Here is a 17,348-nt window from a genome sequence, read left to right on the forward strand (position 1 = left end):
CACGCGGTCCGTCTCCTCCTGCGAGCGTGGCACAGATGCCCCGCTGAGCCGATGCGCGGACGGCGGTGGCCTGATGGGGTGGCAGTTGTGTACAACAGCCGACGCCCGCCGCCCGACCTGAACCATCCGGCGGACGACCCTCGCCTGACGGTCGAGATGCGCGCGGTGGTGGCCGGCGCGCGCCGGCGTGCCGTCCGCGACGGCGACCGGCAGGTCGACACCGCCCACCTGCTGCACTCCCTGCTGGAGCGTGACCCGGCGGCCCGCGCCGCCTGCGACGCCGGCACCGGCCGGATCGACCGGGTGCTCGGCTACCTCGTCCAGCGCAGCATCGGCTACGGCATGCGCTGGTCGGGGTCGGTGGAGAACTCCGGCGCGCTGCCGCTGGTCACCGCCGTCACCCCCGGCTGGAGCCCGGCGGCCACCGCCGCGATGCGGGCCGCGATGGCCACCGCACGGCGCGACGGCCGGGACCGGGCCGGCGGCACCGACCTGCTCGACGCCCTCGCCGCCGATCCCCGGTGCCGGGCGATGCAGGTGCTGCGGGCCGCCGGGATCGAGCCCGGGCCACGGGGCTTCGCCGAGGGACGGCAGCGGGCCGCCGGTCCCGGGGACCTGGGGGCGCCGCGCACCCCCGGCGATGACAGCCGCTATCGGGGTGACGGTCCTGTCGCGAGCTGACATCATGTGCGGATGCGCGCAACGACGGGGAGGAACGCGGGTCTCGGGCTCGCCCTGGTGTCGGCCGTCGCCTTCGGCGGTTCCGGGGTGGCGGCCAAGCCGCTGATCGAGGCCGGCCTCGACCCGCTGCACGTGGTGTGGCTGCGGGTGGTGGGCGCCGCGCTCGTCCTGCTGCCGGTGGCGCTGCGGCACCGCACGCTGCCCCGGCTGCGGCCCGGCCTGGTCGCCGGCTTCGGGCTGCTCGGCATCGTCGGCTGCCAGGCGCTCTATTTCGTGGCCATCGCACGGATTCCGGTCGGCGTGGGGATCCTGGTGGAATTCCTCGGGCCCGCGCTGCTGCTCGGCTGGGTGCGGTTCGTCCAGCGCCGCCCGGTCAGCCGGGCCGCTGTCACCGGTGTCGTGCTGGCCGTCGCCGGCATGGCCGCCGTGGTCGAGATCTGGTCCGGCCTCGCCTTCGCCCCGTTCGGCCTGCTCTGCGCCTTCGGCGCGGCCTGCTGCCAGGTCGCCTATTTTGTCCTGGCCGACCACGGCACCCAGGAGGCGGACGCGCCCGAACCGGTCGCCGTCATCGCCTGGGGCCTGCTGGCCGGCGCCCTCGTGCTCACCGTCATCGCCCGGCCCTGGGACATCACCTGGCACACCGTCACCCACCAGGCCGCCCTCGGCACCCGCGACGTGCCCGCCGTGCTGCTCGTCGCCTGGATCGTCCTCGTCTCCACCGTTCTCGCCTACCTCACCGGCGTGCACGCCGTCCGCCGGCTCACCCCGCAGGTCGCCGGCGTGGTCGCCTGCCTCGAAGCCGTGGTCGGCACCGTCCTGGCCTGGATCCTGCTCGACGAACACCTCGGCACCCCCCAAATCCTCGGCGGCCTCCTCGTCCTGACCGGCGCATTCGTCGCCCAGACGGCCCGGACGTCGTCCGGGACCACGATCGAGGTGACCGGATCGGAAGCGTCCGCTTCCAGTGCGGGCGCGCCGGTGCCGGCCGCGGGGACGCAGCGGGGCTAGGGCGGCCTGCCGTACGTGCCGGGCGGGGCAAGTACGCGGAGTGCGGCGCTTTCCGGGCTCCGCCCCGGTGGTGTGCCGGGAGTGTGCGGAGAGCTGGGAGTTCGCGGGGCGCAGGCAGGGAGCAGCCGTGGTCGGTGCGGCCGGGGAAGGGCGCCGGTACGGGTGAGGCTCCTTCCGGGCTTTGCCCGGGCGATTGCTTGGAGGCGCACGGTGGCGTGCGGAGCACCGCGAGTTCGTGGGGCAGAGGCCGGAGGCGGGGGCACGCGGTGATCGCTGTGCCGGGCCGGACAGGCGGGCGGGGTGCGGCGCTTTCCGGGCTCCGCCCCGGTGGTGTGCCGGGGGCGAGTCTTCGTGTGCGGAGAGCCTTGAGTTCGCGGGGCGGAGGCAGGGAGCAGCCGTGGTCGGTGCGGCCGGGAACGGCCGCCATTACAGGGGCAGCGCTTCGGCCGGAACTCGGCCCCTGAGCAGCCCGCCCGGGATAGGGTGACCGCATGCACTCCACTGTTCTTCCGCCTCCCGCACGCTGAGGGCGGGCGGCGCGATCGCTTGAGGCCCGGCCCGGGCTCCGTACGCATGTGTACGGGATGCCGCCGGGCGGTGGGTGCTGCCCGCAGACGGTGACGACCTGACCCCTTCACCACTCCTGCGGGAGAACTCCTTTGTCCGTCACACCTGTTCCGCCTGCGCCTGCCCATGCCCGGCCCACAGCGGAGGGGGCGGCCGGCACCGGCCTGTCCACTCGCCGCGGCCTCGCCTACGTCGTCTTCGCGGCCACCGCCTGGGGCACCGCCGGGGCCGCCGCAGCACTGCTGTACCGGGGCAGCGGCCTCGGCCCGTTCGCTCTCACCTTCTGGCGCGCGGCAGGCGGTTTCCTGCTGCTGCTCGCGGTACGCGCCGTGCGCAGGCGGCCCGCTCGTACCCGCGGCGGCGCGCGTACGCCCGAAACCAGGGCCGCCGCGGCCGTGCGTGTCCTGGTCACCGGCGCCGGGCTGACCCTGTTCCAGGCCGCCTACTTCTGCGCGGTCCGGGCCACCGGGCTCGCGGTCGCCACCGTGGTCACCCTCGGGTCCGGGCCGGTCCTGATAGCGCTCGCCGCCCGGGCCGCGATGGGCGAACGGCTCGGACGAGGCGGCACCTTCGCGGTGGCCGGCGCCCTCGCCGGACTCGCCGTCCTGGTCCTGGGCGACGGCGGTACGACCGTACGACCGGCCGGCATCGTGCTCGCCGTGCTCTCCGCCGCCGGCTACGCCGGGATCACCCTGCTCACCCGCTGGTACGGGCAGCGCGGTCGGGCCGCCGACCCGTTGGACACTTCCCTGTGGTCCTTCGGGATCTGCGCCCTTGTCCTCGCGCCCGTGGCGGCGGGGGAAGGGATGTGGCCGCACGCCGCCGGTCTCGGCCGCACCCTGGCCCTGCTCGGCTACCTGGCCTCGGTGCCCACGGCGATCGCCTACGCCCTGTACTTCGCGGGCGCCGCGGTCGTACGGGCGGCCACGGTCTCGGTGATCGCCCTGATCGAACCGGTCTCGGCCGCGGTGGTCGCGGTGACCCTGCTCGGCGAGCGGCTGGGCCCGGCCACGGTGGCCGGCACGATCATCCTGCTCGCCGCGGTGACCGCCCTCGCCTGGGAGGAGACCCGGGGTCAGCGGCCCCGGGCCGACCTCGAAGCCGGCGGGAGGTAGCCGGGCAGCGGTGTGGAGCCGGGCAGGTCGTCCGCCGGAAGGGGGGTGCCGTAGGCCGGGGTGACCGGGACGACGCCGGACCAGTGGGGGAGCTCCAGGTCCTCCGGTTCGTCGTTGGGGCCGCCGGTGCGCAGCTTGGCCGACACCTCCTCGAGGTCGAGCCGGATGACGGCGGTGGCGGCCAGTTCCTTGGCGTTGGCCGGGCGGGAGTCGGCCGCCCGGCCCGGTATCGCCTGGTCGACGATCGCGTCCAGGGCCAGCGCCCGCTCCTGCGGGTCGGTGACCTCGTGGGCCGTGCCGTGCACCACCACCGAGCGGTAGTTGATCGAGTGGTGGAACGCGGACCGGGCCAGCACCAGCCCGTCCACGTGCGTCACCGTCAGGCAGACCGGTAGCCCGGCCCGGGCGCCCCGCAGTGGACGGGACCCGGTGGAGCCGTGCACGTACAGCCGCTCGCCGTGCCGCGCGTACAGCGTGGGCAGCACCACCGGCGCGCCGTCACGGACGAAGCCGAGGTGGCAGACGTAGCCCTCGTCGAGGATCGCGTGCACCAGGTCCCGGTCGTACGCGGCCCGTTCGCGGGACCGGGTCGGGACGGTCCGCTCGGTGGGCGGATACGTGGCTGGAGTGGAGGCGGGTACGGAGGCGGCGGGCGCGCTTCCGGGCCCGGGCTGAGACGTGCCGGCCGGCGGTGAGGAAACCATGGCGTCCTCCTTTGCACTAGTGCATAATGTGATTTGTGCTAGGAGAGTATCGGTTCACTGGTCGGGGCGCATCGGCAATTGCCGCCGATATCGAACGCGCCGTGGGCGCGGGCGCCCTGAGTCCGGGGGAGGCCCTGCCACCGCTGCGCGAACTGGCCCGGGAACTGGACGTCAATCCCAATACGGTGGCCGCCGCCTACCGGCTGCTGCGGGACCGCGGAGTGATCGAGACGGCGGGCCGCCGGGGCAGCCGGGTGCGGTCCCGGCCGGCCACGACACCGCGCGACGGGATCCGTATCGACGTGCCGCCCGGCGTCCGCGACATCTCCACCGGCAACCCCGATGTCGCCCTGCTGCCGCCGCTGGCCGAGGCGCTGGCCGACGCCGCCGCCCGGCACGCGCAGACCCCCGCGCTCTACGGACAGCCCCCGGCGGACCCCGAGTTGTGCCGGTTGGCCCGCGCCGCCTTCGACGCGGACGGCGTGCCGGCCGGCCCGGTGTGCCTCACCTCCGGCTCCCTGGACGCCATGGAACGTGTGCTCGCCGCACACCTGCGGCCGGGCGACGCGGTCGCCGTGGAGGACCCGGGCTGGGGCGGTGCGCTGGACCTGATCCCGGCCATGGGGCTGCGCCCGGTGCCGGTCGCCGTGGACGACGACGGCCCGATCCCGGACGAGGTGGCCCGGGCCCTGGCCGCCGGCGCCCGCGCCCTGATCGTCACCGACCGGGGCCAGAACCCCACCGGCGCCGCGCTGTCCGCGGCCCGTGCGGGCGAACTGCGCGCGCTGCTGGCCGCCCACCGCCAGGTGCTGGTCATCGACGACGACCACGCGCACGGCCTGGTCGACCTTCCCCTGCACTGCCTGTCCGGCGTCACCGACCGCTGGGCCCTCGTGCGTTCCGTCGCCAAGGCGTACGGCCCCGACCTCCGGCTCGCCCTGTGCACCGGGGACCCCGTCACCGTGGACCGGGTCGGCGGCCGGCACCGCCTCGGCGCGGGCTGGGTCAGCCACCTGCTGCAACGCACCCTCGTCCACCTGTGGACGCACGACGCCGTGGACCCCGCGGCCACCGCCCGCTCCTACGGCCGGCGCCGCGACACCCTGGTGATCGCGCTGACCGAGCGCGGCATCGCCGCCCACGGCCGCAGCGGGATGAACGTCTGGGTGCCGGTCGCCGACGAGACCGGAGCCGTGACCGGCCTGCTCCAGCGCGGCTGGGCGGTGGCCCCAGGCGCCCGCTTCCGGCTCCGCTCGGCCCCCGGCGTTCGCCTGACCGTCTCACCGCTGACCGTCGCGGACATCCCGGTGCTCGCCGACGCGGTCGCGGACGTGCTGCGCCCGTCCGGCACCGGCCGCCTCGGCTGACCCGCACCCGCCGGAAGGGAGCGGCCGGACCCGGATCCCGCCCGCTCAGCCCTTGGGCCGCCGCTGCGTCAGCGCCGCACCCGCCAGGATGATCACCGCGCCCACGGGCTCGTTCCAGCTCAGCGACTCGCCCAGCAGCAGCACTCCGGCCGCCGTGGCGACGATCGGTATGAGGTAGGTGACCATCGACCCGATCGTCGGGCCCTTCTCCGCGACCAGGCCGTACTGCACCAGGAAGGCCACCCCCGTGCCCAGCGCGCCCAGCGCCAGCACCGACAGCACGGACTTGGCCGGGAAGGAGTCGGGCACCGACGTCACCAGGGGCGTGACCAGCAGCAGTTGCAGGGTGCCGAGCGAGAGCTGGCCGGCCGACATCGCCAGGTTGGAGCCGCTCCGGTTGGACAGCGTCCGGCGCACATACGCCCAGCCGACCGCGTAACTGAGCGCCGCGGTGAGTGCCATCAGCGTGCCCTTGGGGTCCTGCCCGGAGAAGCCCTGCCAGGCGCCCAGCACGATCAGCACACCGGCGAAGCCCATGCCGACCCCGGCGAACCGCTGCCGCGACGGCCGGTCCTCGGACAGCGCGACCAGCGACACCAGCATCGAGAACAGCGGGGTGGCCGCGTTGCATATCCCGGCGAGCATCGACGGGATGGTCTGCTCGGCGGTGGCGAACAGCGAGAAGGGCAGCGAGTTCAGCAGAAAGGCCGCCACCGCCAGGTGCAGCCAGGTGCGCCCGCCCCGCGGCAGCCGCTCCCGCTTGACCGCGACCGCCGTGACCAGCACCGCGGTGCCGAACACCATGCGGCCCAGAGTGACCTGGAGCGGCGCGAACGCCTCGTTGCCCACCTTCATGAACAGGAAGCTGAAGCCCCACACCAGCCCGAGGAAGGCGAACCGGACCCGCCAGTCCAGCCCCCGGCCCAACCGGGTCAGGACACCGTCCGCCACTGGTGCGGCGGAGGTCACGGCAGGGGTGCGGCTCTCGGCAGGTGCGCTCATGGCCCTACGATGGCGCCCACGCACCTCGTAGCACAAGCGAGATTTTTTACATGGACGACGTAGAATAACTTACATGTTGAATCTGGAACGGCTGCGGGTCCTGCACGCCATCGACACCTACGGCTCGGTCAGCGCCGCCGCCGACGTGCTGAACGTGACGACCTCGGCGGTCTCCCAGCAGATGGCCAAGCTGGAACGGGAGACCGGCCAGCCGCTGCTGGTCAAGAACGGCCGCGGGGTGCGGCTGACCGACGCCGGCCGGCTGCTGTCCGGACACGCGGAACGGATACTGTCCCTGGTCGAGGTCGCGCACGCCGATCTGGAGGCGCACCGCGGCGCGGCCGTCGGCGTACTGAACGCCGGCGCCTTCCCCACCGCGGTGCGCGGCCTGTTCCCGGCCGCCCTGCACGAGTTGCGCCGCGAGCATCCGGGCCTGCGCACGGTGGTGCACGAACTGGAGCCGGCCGAGTCGCTGGCCCGGCTGACCCGCGGCGACATCGACCTGGCCGTGGTCCTGGACTGGTACAACAAGCCGCTCTCGCTGCCTGGCGGACTGGCCAAGGCGGCCCTGTTCGACGACGTCGTGGACATCGCGCTGCCGGCCGGCCACCGCCTGGAGGGCCGCACCGCGATCGACCTGGAGGACCTCGCCGGCGAGGAGTGGATCACCTGGCCCGACGGCGGCTTCTGCCACGAGTGGCTGATGTTCACCCTGCGCGGCAAGGGCATCGAGCCGATGGTCGCGCACCACGCCGAGGAGCACGCGACCGTGCTGGCGCTGGTCGGCGCGGGGCTGGGGGTCGCGGTGATGCCCCGGCTCGGCCGCGACCCGATGCCGGCCGGGGTACGCATCGTCCCGGTGCCCCACACCATGCGGCGCCACGTCTACGCGGTGTGGCGGGAGGACGCGGACCGCCGCCCGGCGATCCGGGCGGCCGTCGAGGCACTGCGGCGGTCGGCCGGCCTCCCCGGGTACGGGCCGGCCGACCGCCTTCCGGAACAGGTCGGCGTCAGGCCAGCGTGATCTGGTCGCCGGAGACGCTGACCTGCTTCGGGGGAAGGGGCGACACGGCGGGGCCGTTGGCCACGCTGCCGTCCGCCACATGGAACTTGCTGCCGTGGCAGGGGCAGTTGATGGTGCCGCCCGACACGTCCCCCACCGTGCAGCCCTGGTGGGTGCAGATCGCGGAGAAGCACTTGAACTGGCCCGCGGTCGGCTGGGTCACCACGACCTTCTGGTCGGCGAAGATCTTGCCGCCGCCCACCGGGATGTCCGAGGTCTTCGCCAGCGCGGTGCCGCCGCCCGAGGCGGCCGAGGAGGTGGTGGAGCCGCCCGGCGTCGCCGACTGGGACGGCGCGGCGCCGTTGTCGGTGGCCGACGTGGAGGGGGAGCTGCCCGAGGACGAGGAATTGTCGCTGGAACCGCCGCAAGCGGTGAGGACGGCTGCGAGCCCTGCTCCGCCGGCCGCTGCGACCACGCTGCGCCGGGTGTAGGGGGCGGAGAATCCGGAGTTTTCGGCCATGACGGTCATCCTGTCCGCTCTCGGGGCCGGGTGAGCGGCACCACACCGCCACCCGGCCGCGTCATTGTTCACGCGTTGCCGCGCACGACCGTTGATACGGCGGTGCGCGGCGGAACATTCAACGAGGTGCGCAGAAAATCGAGCTGGTGCCTCAGCAGCCCCTCCATCACCGCCTCGTCGGACGGGGAGTGGGTGCTGCCGGGCAGCGGCAGCACCTGGTGCGGCCGGCCGGCCGCCAGCAGCGCGGCCGACATCCGCAGGGTGTGCGCGGGCACCACGTTGTCGTCGGCCAGGCCGTGCACCAGCAGCAGCGGCCGGCGCAGCGCGGCCGCCTCCCCGATCGGCGAGGACCGCTCGTACGCCGCCGGCTCCTCGTGGGGGCGGCCGAGGAACCGCTCGCGCCAGTGGGTGTCGTACAGCCGCTGGTCACTGGGGGCCGCGCCGGCGATCGCCGCGTGGAAGACCTCGGGCCGGCGCAGCACCGCCGCGGTGGCCAGCGTGCCGCCGTACGACCAGCCGCGGATCGCCACCCGGCCCAGGTCCAGGTCGGGGCAGTGCTCCGCGGCCGCGTGCAGCGCAGTCACCTGGTCGGCCAGCGGCGCGCTCAGCGTGTCGCCGCGGACCGTCTTCTCCCAGGCCGGGCCGCGCCCCGGGGTGCCCCGGCCGTCCGCGATCACCACCGCGAAGCCCTCGTCGGCGAACCACTGCGCCTCGGCGAACCACCAGTGCCGGGCCCGGGTCGCCAGCCGCATCGCCGGGCCGCCGTAGGGCGCCATGAGCACCGGCAGCGCGCCGCCGCCCGGCTCGTACCAGGTCGGCAGCACCAGCGCGGTGCGCAGCTCCAGGTCGCCGGCCCGCAGCCAGGTCAGCCGCGCCGCGCCGGGGTCCTCCGCCAGGCAGGCCACGGTACGCGTGCTCCCGCCGGCCGTGGTCAGCCGGAAGTCCCGCCCGGCCTCGGTGTGCGAGGCCAGCAGCAGTGCGCCGCCCGAGCGCAGCCCGGTGTGCAGTCCCGGAGTGCCGGCCAGCCGCACCGGGCCGGTCGCCGGATCGTACGACCACAGGTGCTCCTCGGTGGGCTCGTCGCTCGCGGCGAACAGCACCGACTCGCCGTCGACCCCGAGCACCTCGAGGATCTGGAGCCCCTCCGGGGTGACCGGGACGCCGGCCACGGTCAGGTGGCGGGTGGCGCCGCGATCGGCGGTGTGCACCAGGGCGCCGGACGCGGCTCTGGCGGGGGTGCCCGGGATCAGCTCGACCCAGCCGGGATCGCGCTGCTCGTGCAGCACCGAGGTGGTCCCGGTGTCCGGATCGGCGGTCAGCACGCGCAGGGTGCGCTGGTCGCGGCTCTGCACGGCCAGCAGCGGCCCGTGCCCGTCCCAGGCGACGGCGGTCAGGTATTCGTACGCCGCCCGGTCCCAGCCGACCTCGGTGCGGGCGCCGCCCGGGCCCAGCACGAACAGCGAGACGTCCGCGTTGCGGGTGCCGGCCGCGGGATAGGGGATCGGCCGCGGCGGGCGGGACGGGTCGGCGGGGTCCGCGATCCACCACCGCTGCACCCGCGCGGTGTCCACCCGCGCCACCAGCAGGCGGGTGCCGTCGGGCGACCACCAGTGGCCGCGCGGGCGGTGCATCTCCTCGGCCGCCACGTGCTCGGCCAGCCCGTACGTGACGTCCTCCGCCTCGGGCGCCGCCAGGCGGCGGGTCGCGCCGTCCACGAGATCCGTCACGTACAGGGCACCGGCGCCGACATGGGCGACGCGGTGCCCGGTCGGGTCGATCCGCGGGTCCACCACCGGCTCCGGCGTCGGCACCGGGCGCGGCGCGCCGCCCGCCAGGTCCAGCGCCCACAGCGCGCCGTCCACCGCGAAGACCACCGTGCGCAGGGCCGCGTCGGCGCTGTAGGCCACGATGCCGGTACTGCGCTCCCGCGCCCGCTCGCGCCGTATCAGCTCCTCCTCGGGCACCCCGCCCGCCGGCGCCGGCAGCGCGGCCGGGTCGGCCAGCAGTTGCTCGCCGGCCGCTTCGGCCCGCCACAGGCAGCCGGTGCGGTCGTACGGGCCGCGTGAGCGCAGGAAGAGCGCGGTCCGCCCGTCCGGGGAGAGGGTGAAGGCGCGCGGCACACCCAGGGTGAACCGCTGGGTGCGGGCCAGACGGGCGGGGAGCGGGGCGGGCGGTGTGATCGAATCCGTTCGAGGAGTGTCCATGAGGGCAGTCTTCACCCCGTTAACCTGGGGGGATGCTGAGAGAAGTGACGGGCATCCGCTATGTCACGCCCCTGCGGGAGGGCGGATCGGTGCCCGGCGTGGTGGAGGCGGACGACCTCGGTACCTACGTCGTGAAATTCGTCGGCGCCGCACAGGGCCGCAAGGCGCTGATTGCCGAGGTGATCGCGGGCGAGCTGGGCAGACGGCTGGGCCTGCGGGTGCCGGAGCTGGTGCGGTTCGACTTCGACCCGGTCATCGGGCTGGGCGAACCCGACCAGGAGATCCAGGACTTGATGAAGGCCAGCGGCGGCCTGAACCTCGGGATGGACTTCCTGCCCGGCGCCCTGGGCTTCGACCCGCTGGTGTTCGAGGTCGAGCCCGAACTCGCCGGACGCATCATATGGTTCGACGCCCTGATCGGCAACGTCGACCGGTCCTGGCGCAACCCCAACATGCTGGTCTGGCACAAGAACGTGTGGCTGATCGACCACGGCGCCTCACTGATCTGGCACCACAACTGGAAGTCCGCGGCGGCCTCCTCGGACCGCCCCTACGACGCCTCCGACCACGCCCTCGCCCGCTTCGGTCCCGACCCGGCCGCCGCCGCGGCCGAATTGGCGCCCATGGTGACGGACGAACTGCTGACCGAGGTCACCGCCCTGGTGCCGGACGAGTGGCTGGTGGACGAGCCCGGGTTCGACTCTCCCGACGACGTGCGCGCGGCGTACCGCGAACTGCTGCTCGCCCGGGCCGCCGGCATCCACCAGCGGATCCGGACCGAGCAGGCCGAGAAGCAGAAGCAACCGCCGCCGCAGTGGCTGCGCACCTGGGTCGAGGGGAAGAACGCCAAGTGAACGGCCGCGACGTCTTCGAGTACGCGCTGGTACGGGTGGTGCCGCGGATCGAGCGCGGCGAGATGATCAACGCCGGGGTGCTGGTCTACTGCCGCGCGCAGGGGTACGTGGGCGCCCGGGTGCACCTGGACGAGGAGCGGCTGCTCTGCCTCGACCCGGACGTGGACGTGGCCGGGGTGCGCGCCGCACTGCGCGGCTACCAGGGCATCTGCGCCGGCGGCGAGCGGGCCGGGCAGGCCGCGGGGGAGGACGCCGGCCGCCGCTTCCGCTGGCTGACCGCTCCACGCAGCACCATTGTGCAGCCCGGGCCGATCCACACCGGGCTGACCGCCGACCCCGACAAGGAGGCCGACCGGCTGCTGGCGCTGCTGGTGCGGTGAGACGGTGCCTTGGCGGTGCCCGTACGGCCGGGTGAGTACGGCAGGCGCGGCCGGCCCCGGCCCGGCGGGGCGGCGGTCACCGGGGGCGCCGGGCCGACGTGGTGACGTTGACACAGGGTCACGGCGCTCCTACGGTTTCGGCTACGGGACCTACTAAGCGGTCGCTCACTCGCAGGTGAGAGCGCGGCCGCGACGACCGGCTGAGGAGACACAGATGTCCACCACCGAGCAGCGCGTCGCCGTCGTCACCGGCGCAGCCCGCGGCATCGGCGCCGCCACCGCGGTCCGGCTGGCCGCCGACGGCCGCGCCGTGGCCGTACTCGACCTGGACGAGGGAGCCTGCAAGGACACCGTCGAGGCCATCACCGCGGCCGGCGGCACCGCCCTCGCGGTCGGCGCCGACGTCTCGGACGAGGCCCAGGTCCAGGCCGCGGTCTCCCGGGTGGCGGACGAGCTGGGCGCGCCCACCATCCTGGTCAACAACGCCGGCGTGCTGCGCGACAACCTGCTGTTCAAGATGTCCACCGCGGACTGGGACACGGTCATGTCCGTGCACCTGCGCGGCGCCTTCCTGATGACCCGCGCGGCCCAGAAGTACATGGTGGACGCCAAGTTCGGCCGGGTGGTCAACCTCTCCTCGTCCTCCGCGCTCGGCAACCGCGGCCAGGTCAACTACTCGGCGGCCAAGGCCGGCATGCAGGGCTTCACCAAGACCCTCGCCATCGAGCTCGGCAAGTTCGGCGTGACCGCCAACGCGGTGGCGCCCGGCTTCATCGTCACCGACATGACCGCCGCCACCGCGGCCCGGGTCGGCATGGGCTTCGAGGACTTCCAGGCCGCCGCCGCAACCCAGATCCCCGTCCAGCGCGTCGGCCGTCCCGAGGACGTCGCCAACGCCATCGCCTTCTTCACCGGCGACGCCGCCGGATTCGTCTCCGGCCAGGTGCTGTACGTGGCCGGCGGCCCGCTCGACTGACCGCCGGAGGTCCCCTGATGACAACTGCTCCCAGCTCCCACGACACCGGCCGCGTCGCGCTGATCACCGGCGCCAGCCGCGGCATCGGTTACGGCATAGCCGAGGCCCTGGTCGCCCGCGGCGACCGGGTCTGCATCACCGGCCGCAACGAGGACGCGCTCAAGGACGCCGTCGCCCGGCTCGGCGCCGACCGCGTCATCGGCGTGGCCGGCAAGGCCCACGACGAAGCCCACCAGGCCGACGCCGTCGACCGCACCATGGAGGCGTTCGGCCGGATCGACTACCTGGTCAACAACGCCGGCACCAACCCCGTCTACGGCCTGCTCACCGAGGTCGACCTCGGCGTGGTCCGCAAGGTCTACGAGACCAACGTGATCTCCGCGCTCGCCTTCGTCCAGCGGACCTGGCGCGCCTGGCAGAAGGAGAACGGCGGCGCGATCGTCAACATCTCCTCCATCGCGGGGCTCGCCCCCTCCCCGCTCATCGCCGCCTACGGCATGAGCAAGGCCGCCATGACCAACCTCACCGTGCAGCTCGCCGCCGAGATGGCACCCGGCGTACGGGTCAACTCCATCGCACCGGCCGTGGTGAAGACCAAGTTCGCCGCCGCGCTGTACGAGGGGCGCGAGGAGGAGGCCGCGGCAGGCTACCCGCTGGGCCGGCTCGGCGTGCCGGAGGACATCGGCGGCGCCGCCGCCTTCCTGCTCTCGGACCAGGCCGGCTGGGTCACCGGCCAGAACCTGGTGATCGACGGCGGCCTGTTCCTGCACGCGGGAGGGCACTGACCGGCAGCGCCGCGGGTCCCGCGGAGGGGGCGGCCGGTCCCGGCCCGGGGCCCGGCCGCCCGCTGTCCGCGGGCCGTTGTCAGTGGGGAGCGGTACGTTGCTGGAAGCAGTAACGGATCGATAGCCGGAGGTTTTTGACGTGCCCACCACGCTGCCCGACTCCTGGGAGACCGCGCTCGGCGGGGAGTTGGACAAGCCCTACTTCACGCAGCTCACCGAATTCGTGGCGGCCGAGCGGGAGCAGCACCGGATCTTCCCGCCGCAGGACCAGGTGTTCGCGGCGCTGGAAGCCACACCCTTCGACAAGGTGAAGGTGCTCGTCCTCGGCCAGGACCCCTACCACGGCGAGGGCCAGGGCCACGGGCTGTGCTTCTCCGTGCGGCCCGGGGTGAAGACCCCGCCGTCGCTGCGGAACATCTTCAAGGAGCTGCGCGACGAACTCGGCTACCCGATCCCGGACAACGGCTACCTGATGCCCTGGGCCGAGCAGGGCGTGCTGCTGCTCAACGCGGTGCTGACCGTCCGCGAGGGCGAGCCCAACTCCCACAAGGGCAAGGGCTGGGAGAAGTTCACCGACGCGGTGATCAAGGCGGTCTCCGGGCGCCCCGACCCGGCCGTCTTCGTGCTGTGGGGCGCCTACGCCCGCAAGAAGCTGCCGCTCATCGACACCTCCCGGCACACCGTCATCGAGGGCGCCCACCCCTCGCCGCTGTCCGCCAAGCTTTTCCTGGGCAGCCGGCCCTTCGGCCGGATCGACGAGGCGATCAAGGCCCAGGGCCACGACTCGATCGACTGGCGCATCCCCGACCTCGGCCCGATCGGCTGACGTGGAGCGCGCGGGATCGGCGCACCAGCCGGCCGTACGACCGGGTCACCCCGGCGGTGCGGCTCAGCGCCCGGTGAGCGAGGGGAGCGCACCGCCGCCCGGACCCGAGATGCCCGCTGCCGGTCCGCCACCCGCGCCCCGGGCGGCGGACCGCACAGCCTGACGGCAGATCCGGGCGGCCGTGCTGCCGGCCAACCGGCCGCCAAAGGCCTCACTCAGCCCGCACACCGCGGTGCCGCCGGGCAGCGCGGCGGCACGTCCGGCGGGAGCCGTACCGGAGTACGGTTCCCGCCCGGACCGCGGGTACGAGTGCGGCGAGGCAGTCCCCGCCCGGTGCCCGGGTGCGGGCCGGGCTGTGCCGACGCCGGCCGGCCCCACGGTGGCGGTCACCACACGGGCGGGAGAGGCCGCCGGCGGCACCCGGTCGGGTGCCGCCCGCGAGGCGGTAGCGCCCGGTACGGGCGCGGTGGACGGGGGAGAGGACACGGTGGCGCAGCCGACGGCGGTCCAGGCCGCCGTCACCACCACCGCTGCGGACAACCAGCGCACTCCTCAACTGTGCGGAAAAGCCGCAGACTTCGCCATTCCCCGCAAGAGTGAATATTCGCCTGGGGATTCGCCGCCTCACCCGCGCGAGCGACCCGGTCCGCCGACAACCGACCGCCGGACCCCCGCCCACCTGCGCGTATGCTGCGGAGGCAGCGCAACGGCAGGCCGCCGCCGGCGGCGACGACAGGAGCATCCATGGCAGCGGGCAGCGCCCCCCTGAAGATCGGCGTCATCGGGCTCGGCGACATCGCCCGCAAGGCCTACCTCCCGGTGCTCACCGCCCTGCCGGGCCTGGAACTGCACCTGCACACCCGCACGCCCGCCACCCTGGACGAGGTCGGCGACGCGTACCGGCTGCCGCACCGCCACACCGACCTGGACGCCCTGCTGGACCAGGGCCTGGACGCGGCCTTCGTGCACGCGCCCACCGAGCACCACGTGGCCATCACCCGGCGGCTGCTGGCCGCGGGCGTCGCCACGTACGTGGACAAGCCGCTGGCCCGCGACGCCCCCGGGGCCCGCGAGCTGACCGGCCTCGCGCGCGAGCGCGGTGTCTCGCTCGCGGTCGGCTTCAACCGCCGTTACGCGCCCGGCTACGCCCAGTGCCTGGACCACCCGCGCGACCTGATCCTGCTCCAGAAGAACCGGATCGGCCTGGCCGACGACCCGCGCGAGGTGGTCTTCGACGACTTCATCCACGTCGTGGACACGCTGCGGTTCCTGGCGCCCGGACCGGTCGAGCGGACCCGGGTCTCCGCGCGGGTGCGCGGCGGGCTGCTGCACCATGTGGTGCTCCAGCTCGACGGGGACGGCTTCACCGCGATCGGGTCGATGAACCGGATGAGCGGGTCCACCGAGGAGAGCCTGGACGTCAGCGGCGGCGACGCACGGCGTCAGGTGTTCAATCTCGCCGAGGTCGTGGACCACAAGGGCCAGCCGACCGTGCGCCGCCGCGGCGACTGGGTGCAGGTCGCCCGCCAGCGCGGCATCGAGCAGGTCACCCTCGCCTTCCTCGACGCGGTGCGGGCCGGCACCCTCCTCGACGCCGGCGACGCCCTGCTCACCCACGAGCTGTGCGAGCAGATCGTCACCGAAGTGCTGGCGCAGGCCGGCTGAGCCGCCGGACCCGTATCGCGCGCGAACCCTCGTAACCGGCCGCGACCACCACCATGACCAGGGCCAGGTGCGGCACCCAGTCGCCGAGCCGCACGTACGGGCTCACGCCGGTGGCCAGCGGCACCGAGTAGACCGCCGTGGTGCTGCTGCCGGTGCCGATCCGCCGGCCCACCGGGTGCCCGTTCGCGTCGTAGACCGCGCTGATCCCGGTCAGCGTGGCGTGCACCATCGGCCGCCAGTCCTCGGCGGCGCGCAGCGCGGCGAGCGAGGCGTGCTGGGCCGGCGCCCAGCTGTGCTGGAAGGACGAGGTGGAGGACTGCGCGATCAGCACCTGCGCGCCGTTGCCCGCCAGGTGACGGCTCATGTCGGGGAAGGCCGACTCGAAGCACACCAGCGGCCCGAACCGCAGCCGGCCGGTGTTCATCACCACCTGCCGGGTGCCCGGCCTGCGGTTCTGGGCCGCGGCCTTGCCGACCGAGGTCGCCCAGCCCAGCACCGGACGCAGCGGGATGTACTCGCCGAACGGCACCAGCCGCATCTTGTCGTACGTCGGCCCGATCACCCCGTGCGGGCCGATCAGCTCCGAGGTCTTGGAGATGCCCTTGCCGTCGGCGCGCTGGGCGTCGACGTTGACCAGGATGTCCGCGCCGACCCGGGAGGACATCGAGGCGAGCTGGTTGGCCATGTCGGTACGGACGGTCAGGTCCGAGCCGACGCTGCTCTCGCCCCACACCACCAGGTCCGGGTGCGTGCCGGCCAGCCGCTCGGTGAGCGCCAGTTCGCGGGCGAACCGGGCTCCAGTGGTGCTCACTGTCCCGGGCTGCACCACCGCGATCCGTACCGAACCGGACTCGTGCGGGCGCGGCGCCCACAGCCACACGCCCGTGGTCGCCACCCCGCTCAGGGCCAGCGCGGCGAGTGCGGGCCGGCGCACCGCGGGGACCGCGATCAGCGCCGCGACGGCGGTGTTGACCAGCACCACCAGGAAGCTCACCAGCCACACCCCGCCGACCGAGGCCAGCCGCAGCGCCGGAGTGAACTCGTACTGGCTCGCGCCCAGCAGCCCCCACGGTCCGCCCAGCGCCTGCCAGGACCGGACCAGTTCCACCATCAGCCAGGCCGACGGCAGCAGTACAACGGCCGCGGTGGCACTGCCGGCGGTGGTGCCCGGGCCGAGCAGCCGCCGCACCAGCCAGCCCCAGGGTGCCCAGAGCGCGCCCAGCATGAGCGCGAGGATCACCAGGAAGACGGTCAGGCTCGGCAGCAGCCAGTGGTGCACCGCCAGCATGAAGCCCGCCCCGCCGAACCACCCGTCGTACGCGGCCTGCCGCGCGGTGGGCGCCGAACGGGCCAGCAGCAGCCAGGGCACCAGCGCGACATAGGCCAGCCACCACAGAGAGGGGGCCGGGAACGCAAGAGCCGGCAGAGCCCCTGCCGCGGCGGCCGCGAACCCGCGGCGCCACCGCGTTCCGGCGCCGGCGGACCGTACCGCTCCGGCCGCCGCCCGCATCCTGTCGGGCGTCGTCCGCTGCCCGCCGGCCGTTACCGTCATCACGCGCTCCCTCGGTGGACAGTCCCGCACCCACCGGGTCGACCATGACGGTCGTCCCTGGCGAGGACGAGCCTTCCCGGCCGCGGACCTGCGCATGCGCGCCACCCGGAACGGGACGGTCCGCAATTGCGCACCCCCG

16 protein-coding genes are annotated in these 17,348 nt (G+C 74.2%); 11 read left to right on the forward strand and 5 right to left on the reverse strand.

Features of this window, described 5'->3' with window-relative positions; genetic code table 11:
- Positions 1 to 51 precede the first annotated feature (51 nt).
- The 3 genes from ITX44_RS32350 to ITX44_RS32360 all read left to right on the forward strand — a co-directional run bounded on the left by ITX44_RS32350 (position 52) and on the right by ITX44_RS32360 (position 3,371).
- Entirely contained in the window at positions 52 to 681 is a 630-nt protein-coding gene (locus tag ITX44_RS32350) for a Clp protease N-terminal domain-containing protein (RefSeq protein WP_372441055.1), read from the forward strand.
- Positions 682 to 693: 12 nt separating this feature from the next.
- Positions 694 to 1,689 (forward strand): EamA family transporter, encoded by a 996-nt coding sequence (locus ITX44_RS32355; protein WP_205361888.1) that lies wholly within the window; start codon positions 694 to 696, stop codon positions 1,687 to 1,689.
- A gap of 731 nt (positions 1,690 to 2,420) precedes the next feature.
- The gene (locus ITX44_RS32360) at positions 2,421 to 3,371 is read left to right on the forward strand and encodes a DMT family transporter (RefSeq protein WP_205362065.1); all 951 of its coding nucleotides are present in this window, start codon (positions 2,421 to 2,423) and stop codon (positions 3,369 to 3,371) included.
- Here ITX44_RS32360 and ITX44_RS32365 read toward each other — a convergent pair.
- Positions 3,332 to 4,075, reverse strand: a complete 744-nt coding sequence (locus ITX44_RS32365; protein WP_205361889.1) for a pyridoxamine 5'-phosphate oxidase family protein — start codon at positions 4,073 to 4,075, stop codon at positions 3,332 to 3,334. The two genes, ITX44_RS32360 and ITX44_RS32365, sit on opposite strands and share 40 nt — an antisense overlap.
- A gap of 35 nt (positions 4,076 to 4,110) precedes the next feature.
- Between ITX44_RS32365 and ITX44_RS32370 the strand changes: the two genes are divergently transcribed.
- Entirely contained in the window at positions 4,111 to 5,442 is a 1,332-nt protein-coding gene (locus ITX44_RS32370; RefSeq protein ID WP_205361893.1) for an aminotransferase class I/II-fold pyridoxal phosphate-dependent enzyme, read from the forward strand.
- Positions 5,443 to 5,487: 45 nt separating this feature from the next.
- On the opposite strand, the gene ITX44_RS32375 is transcribed toward ITX44_RS32370, so the two are convergent.
- Positions 5,488 to 6,444 carry a DMT family transporter gene (locus tag ITX44_RS32375; RefSeq protein WP_205361894.1) on the reverse strand — a complete coding sequence of 319 codons (957 nt, stop codon included), beginning with the start codon at positions 6,442 to 6,444 and terminating at the stop codon, positions 5,488 to 5,490.
- Positions 6,445 to 6,517: 73 nt separating this feature from the next.
- On the opposite strand from ITX44_RS32375, the gene ITX44_RS32380 reads away from it, so the two are divergent.
- Positions 6,518 to 7,468: a LysR family transcriptional regulator gene (locus tag ITX44_RS32380; protein ID WP_205361895.1), complete on the forward strand. Its 951-nt coding sequence runs from the start codon at positions 6,518 to 6,520 to the stop codon at positions 7,466 to 7,468.
- Here the strand turns inward: ITX44_RS32380 and ITX44_RS32385 are convergent.
- Positions 7,455 to 7,967, reverse strand: coding sequence for a Rieske (2Fe-2S) protein (locus ITX44_RS32385; RefSeq protein ID WP_372441056.1), 513 nt, complete (start codon positions 7,965 to 7,967; stop codon positions 7,455 to 7,457). The genes ITX44_RS32380 and ITX44_RS32385 overlap by 14 nt on opposite strands.
- A 68-nt stretch (positions 7,968 to 8,035) precedes the next feature.
- The gene (locus tag ITX44_RS32390; RefSeq protein ID WP_205361899.1) at positions 8,036 to 10,171 is read right to left on the reverse strand and encodes a S9 family peptidase; all 2,136 of its coding nucleotides are present in this window, start codon (positions 10,169 to 10,171) and stop codon (positions 8,036 to 8,038) included.
- A 32-nt stretch (positions 10,172 to 10,203) separates the two neighbouring features.
- On the opposite strand from ITX44_RS32390, the gene ITX44_RS32395 reads away from it, so the two are divergent.
- From ITX44_RS32395 to ITX44_RS32420, 6 genes are all read left to right on the forward strand, one after another.
- Positions 10,204 to 11,025: a HipA family kinase gene (locus tag ITX44_RS32395; protein ID WP_205361901.1), complete on the forward strand. Its 822-nt coding sequence runs from the start codon at positions 10,204 to 10,206 to the stop codon at positions 11,023 to 11,025.
- Positions 11,022 to 11,405: a DUF3037 domain-containing protein gene (locus tag ITX44_RS32400; RefSeq protein ID WP_205361903.1), complete on the forward strand. Its 384-nt coding sequence runs from the start codon at positions 11,022 to 11,024 to the stop codon at positions 11,403 to 11,405. The genes ITX44_RS32395 and ITX44_RS32400 overlap by 4 nt, the downstream gene beginning before the upstream one ends.
- A 214-nt stretch (positions 11,406 to 11,619) precedes the next feature.
- On the forward strand, positions 11,620 to 12,381 hold the full coding sequence (gene fabG, locus ITX44_RS32405; RefSeq protein ID WP_205361905.1) for a 3-oxoacyl-ACP reductase FabG: 762 nt from the start codon (positions 11,620 to 11,622) through the stop codon (positions 12,379 to 12,381).
- 17 nt (positions 12,382 to 12,398) lie between these two features.
- Entirely contained in the window at positions 12,399 to 13,166 is a 768-nt protein-coding gene (locus ITX44_RS32410) for an SDR family oxidoreductase (RefSeq protein WP_205361907.1), read from the forward strand.
- 139 nt (positions 13,167 to 13,305) lie between these two features.
- Complete coding sequence (gene ung / locus ITX44_RS32415) at positions 13,306 to 13,992, forward strand: uracil-DNA glycosylase (protein ID WP_205361909.1); 687 nt, start codon at positions 13,306 to 13,308, stop codon at positions 13,990 to 13,992.
- A 765-nt stretch (positions 13,993 to 14,757) separates the two neighbouring features.
- A complete protein-coding gene (locus ITX44_RS32420; protein WP_205362068.1) occupies positions 14,758 to 15,657 on the forward strand; it encodes a Gfo/Idh/MocA family protein in 900 nt (299 codons plus the stop codon).
- On the opposite strand, the gene lnt is transcribed toward ITX44_RS32420, so the two are convergent.
- On the reverse strand, positions 15,629 to 17,167 hold the full coding sequence (gene lnt, locus ITX44_RS32425) for an apolipoprotein N-acyltransferase (RefSeq protein ID WP_205362066.1): 1,539 nt from the start codon (positions 17,165 to 17,167) through the stop codon (positions 15,629 to 15,631). The two genes, ITX44_RS32420 and lnt, sit on opposite strands and share 29 nt — an antisense overlap.
- Positions 17,168 to 17,348 lie beyond the last annotated feature (181 nt).

This window comes from Actinacidiphila acididurans, assembly GCF_016918855.1.
In the GTDB taxonomy this organism is placed as follows: Bacteria; Actinomycetota; Actinomycetes; order Streptomycetales; family Streptomycetaceae; genus Actinacidiphila; species Actinacidiphila acididurans.

Coding starts and splice junctions, on each gene's coding strand:
- ITX44_RS32350 (WP_372441055.1), top strand. CDS start 52: ATGCGCGGACGGCGGTGGCCTGATGGGGTGGCAGTTGTGTACAACAGC.
- ITX44_RS32385 (WP_372441056.1), bottom strand. CDS start 7,967: ATGGCCGAAAACTCCGGATTCTCCGCCCCCTACACCCGGCGCAGCGTG.
- fabG (WP_205361905.1), top strand. CDS start 11,620: ATGTCCACCACCGAGCAGCGCGTCGCCGTCGTCACCGGCGCAGCCCGC.
- ITX44_RS32410 (WP_205361907.1), top strand. CDS start 12,399: ATGACAACTGCTCCCAGCTCCCACGACACCGGCCGCGTCGCGCTGATC.
- ITX44_RS32365 (WP_205361889.1), bottom strand. CDS start 4,075: ATGGTTTCCTCACCGCCGGCCGGCACGTCTCAGCCCGGGCCCGGAAGC.
- ITX44_RS32390 (WP_205361899.1), bottom strand. CDS start 10,171: ATGGACACTCCTCGAACGGATTCGATCACACCGCCCGCCCCGCTCCCC.
- ITX44_RS32395 (WP_205361901.1), top strand. CDS start 10,204: ATGCTGAGAGAAGTGACGGGCATCCGCTATGTCACGCCCCTGCGGGAG.
- lnt (WP_205362066.1), bottom strand. CDS start 17,167: ATGCGGGCGGCGGCCGGAGCGGTACGGTCCGCCGGCGCCGGAACGCGG.
- ITX44_RS32380 (WP_205361895.1), top strand. CDS start 6,518: ATGTTGAATCTGGAACGGCTGCGGGTCCTGCACGCCATCGACACCTAC.
- ITX44_RS32375 (WP_205361894.1), bottom strand. CDS start 6,444: ATGAGCGCACCTGCCGAGAGCCGCACCCCTGCCGTGACCTCCGCCGCA.
- ITX44_RS32355 (WP_205361888.1), top strand. CDS start 694: ATGCGCGCAACGACGGGGAGGAACGCGGGTCTCGGGCTCGCCCTGGTG.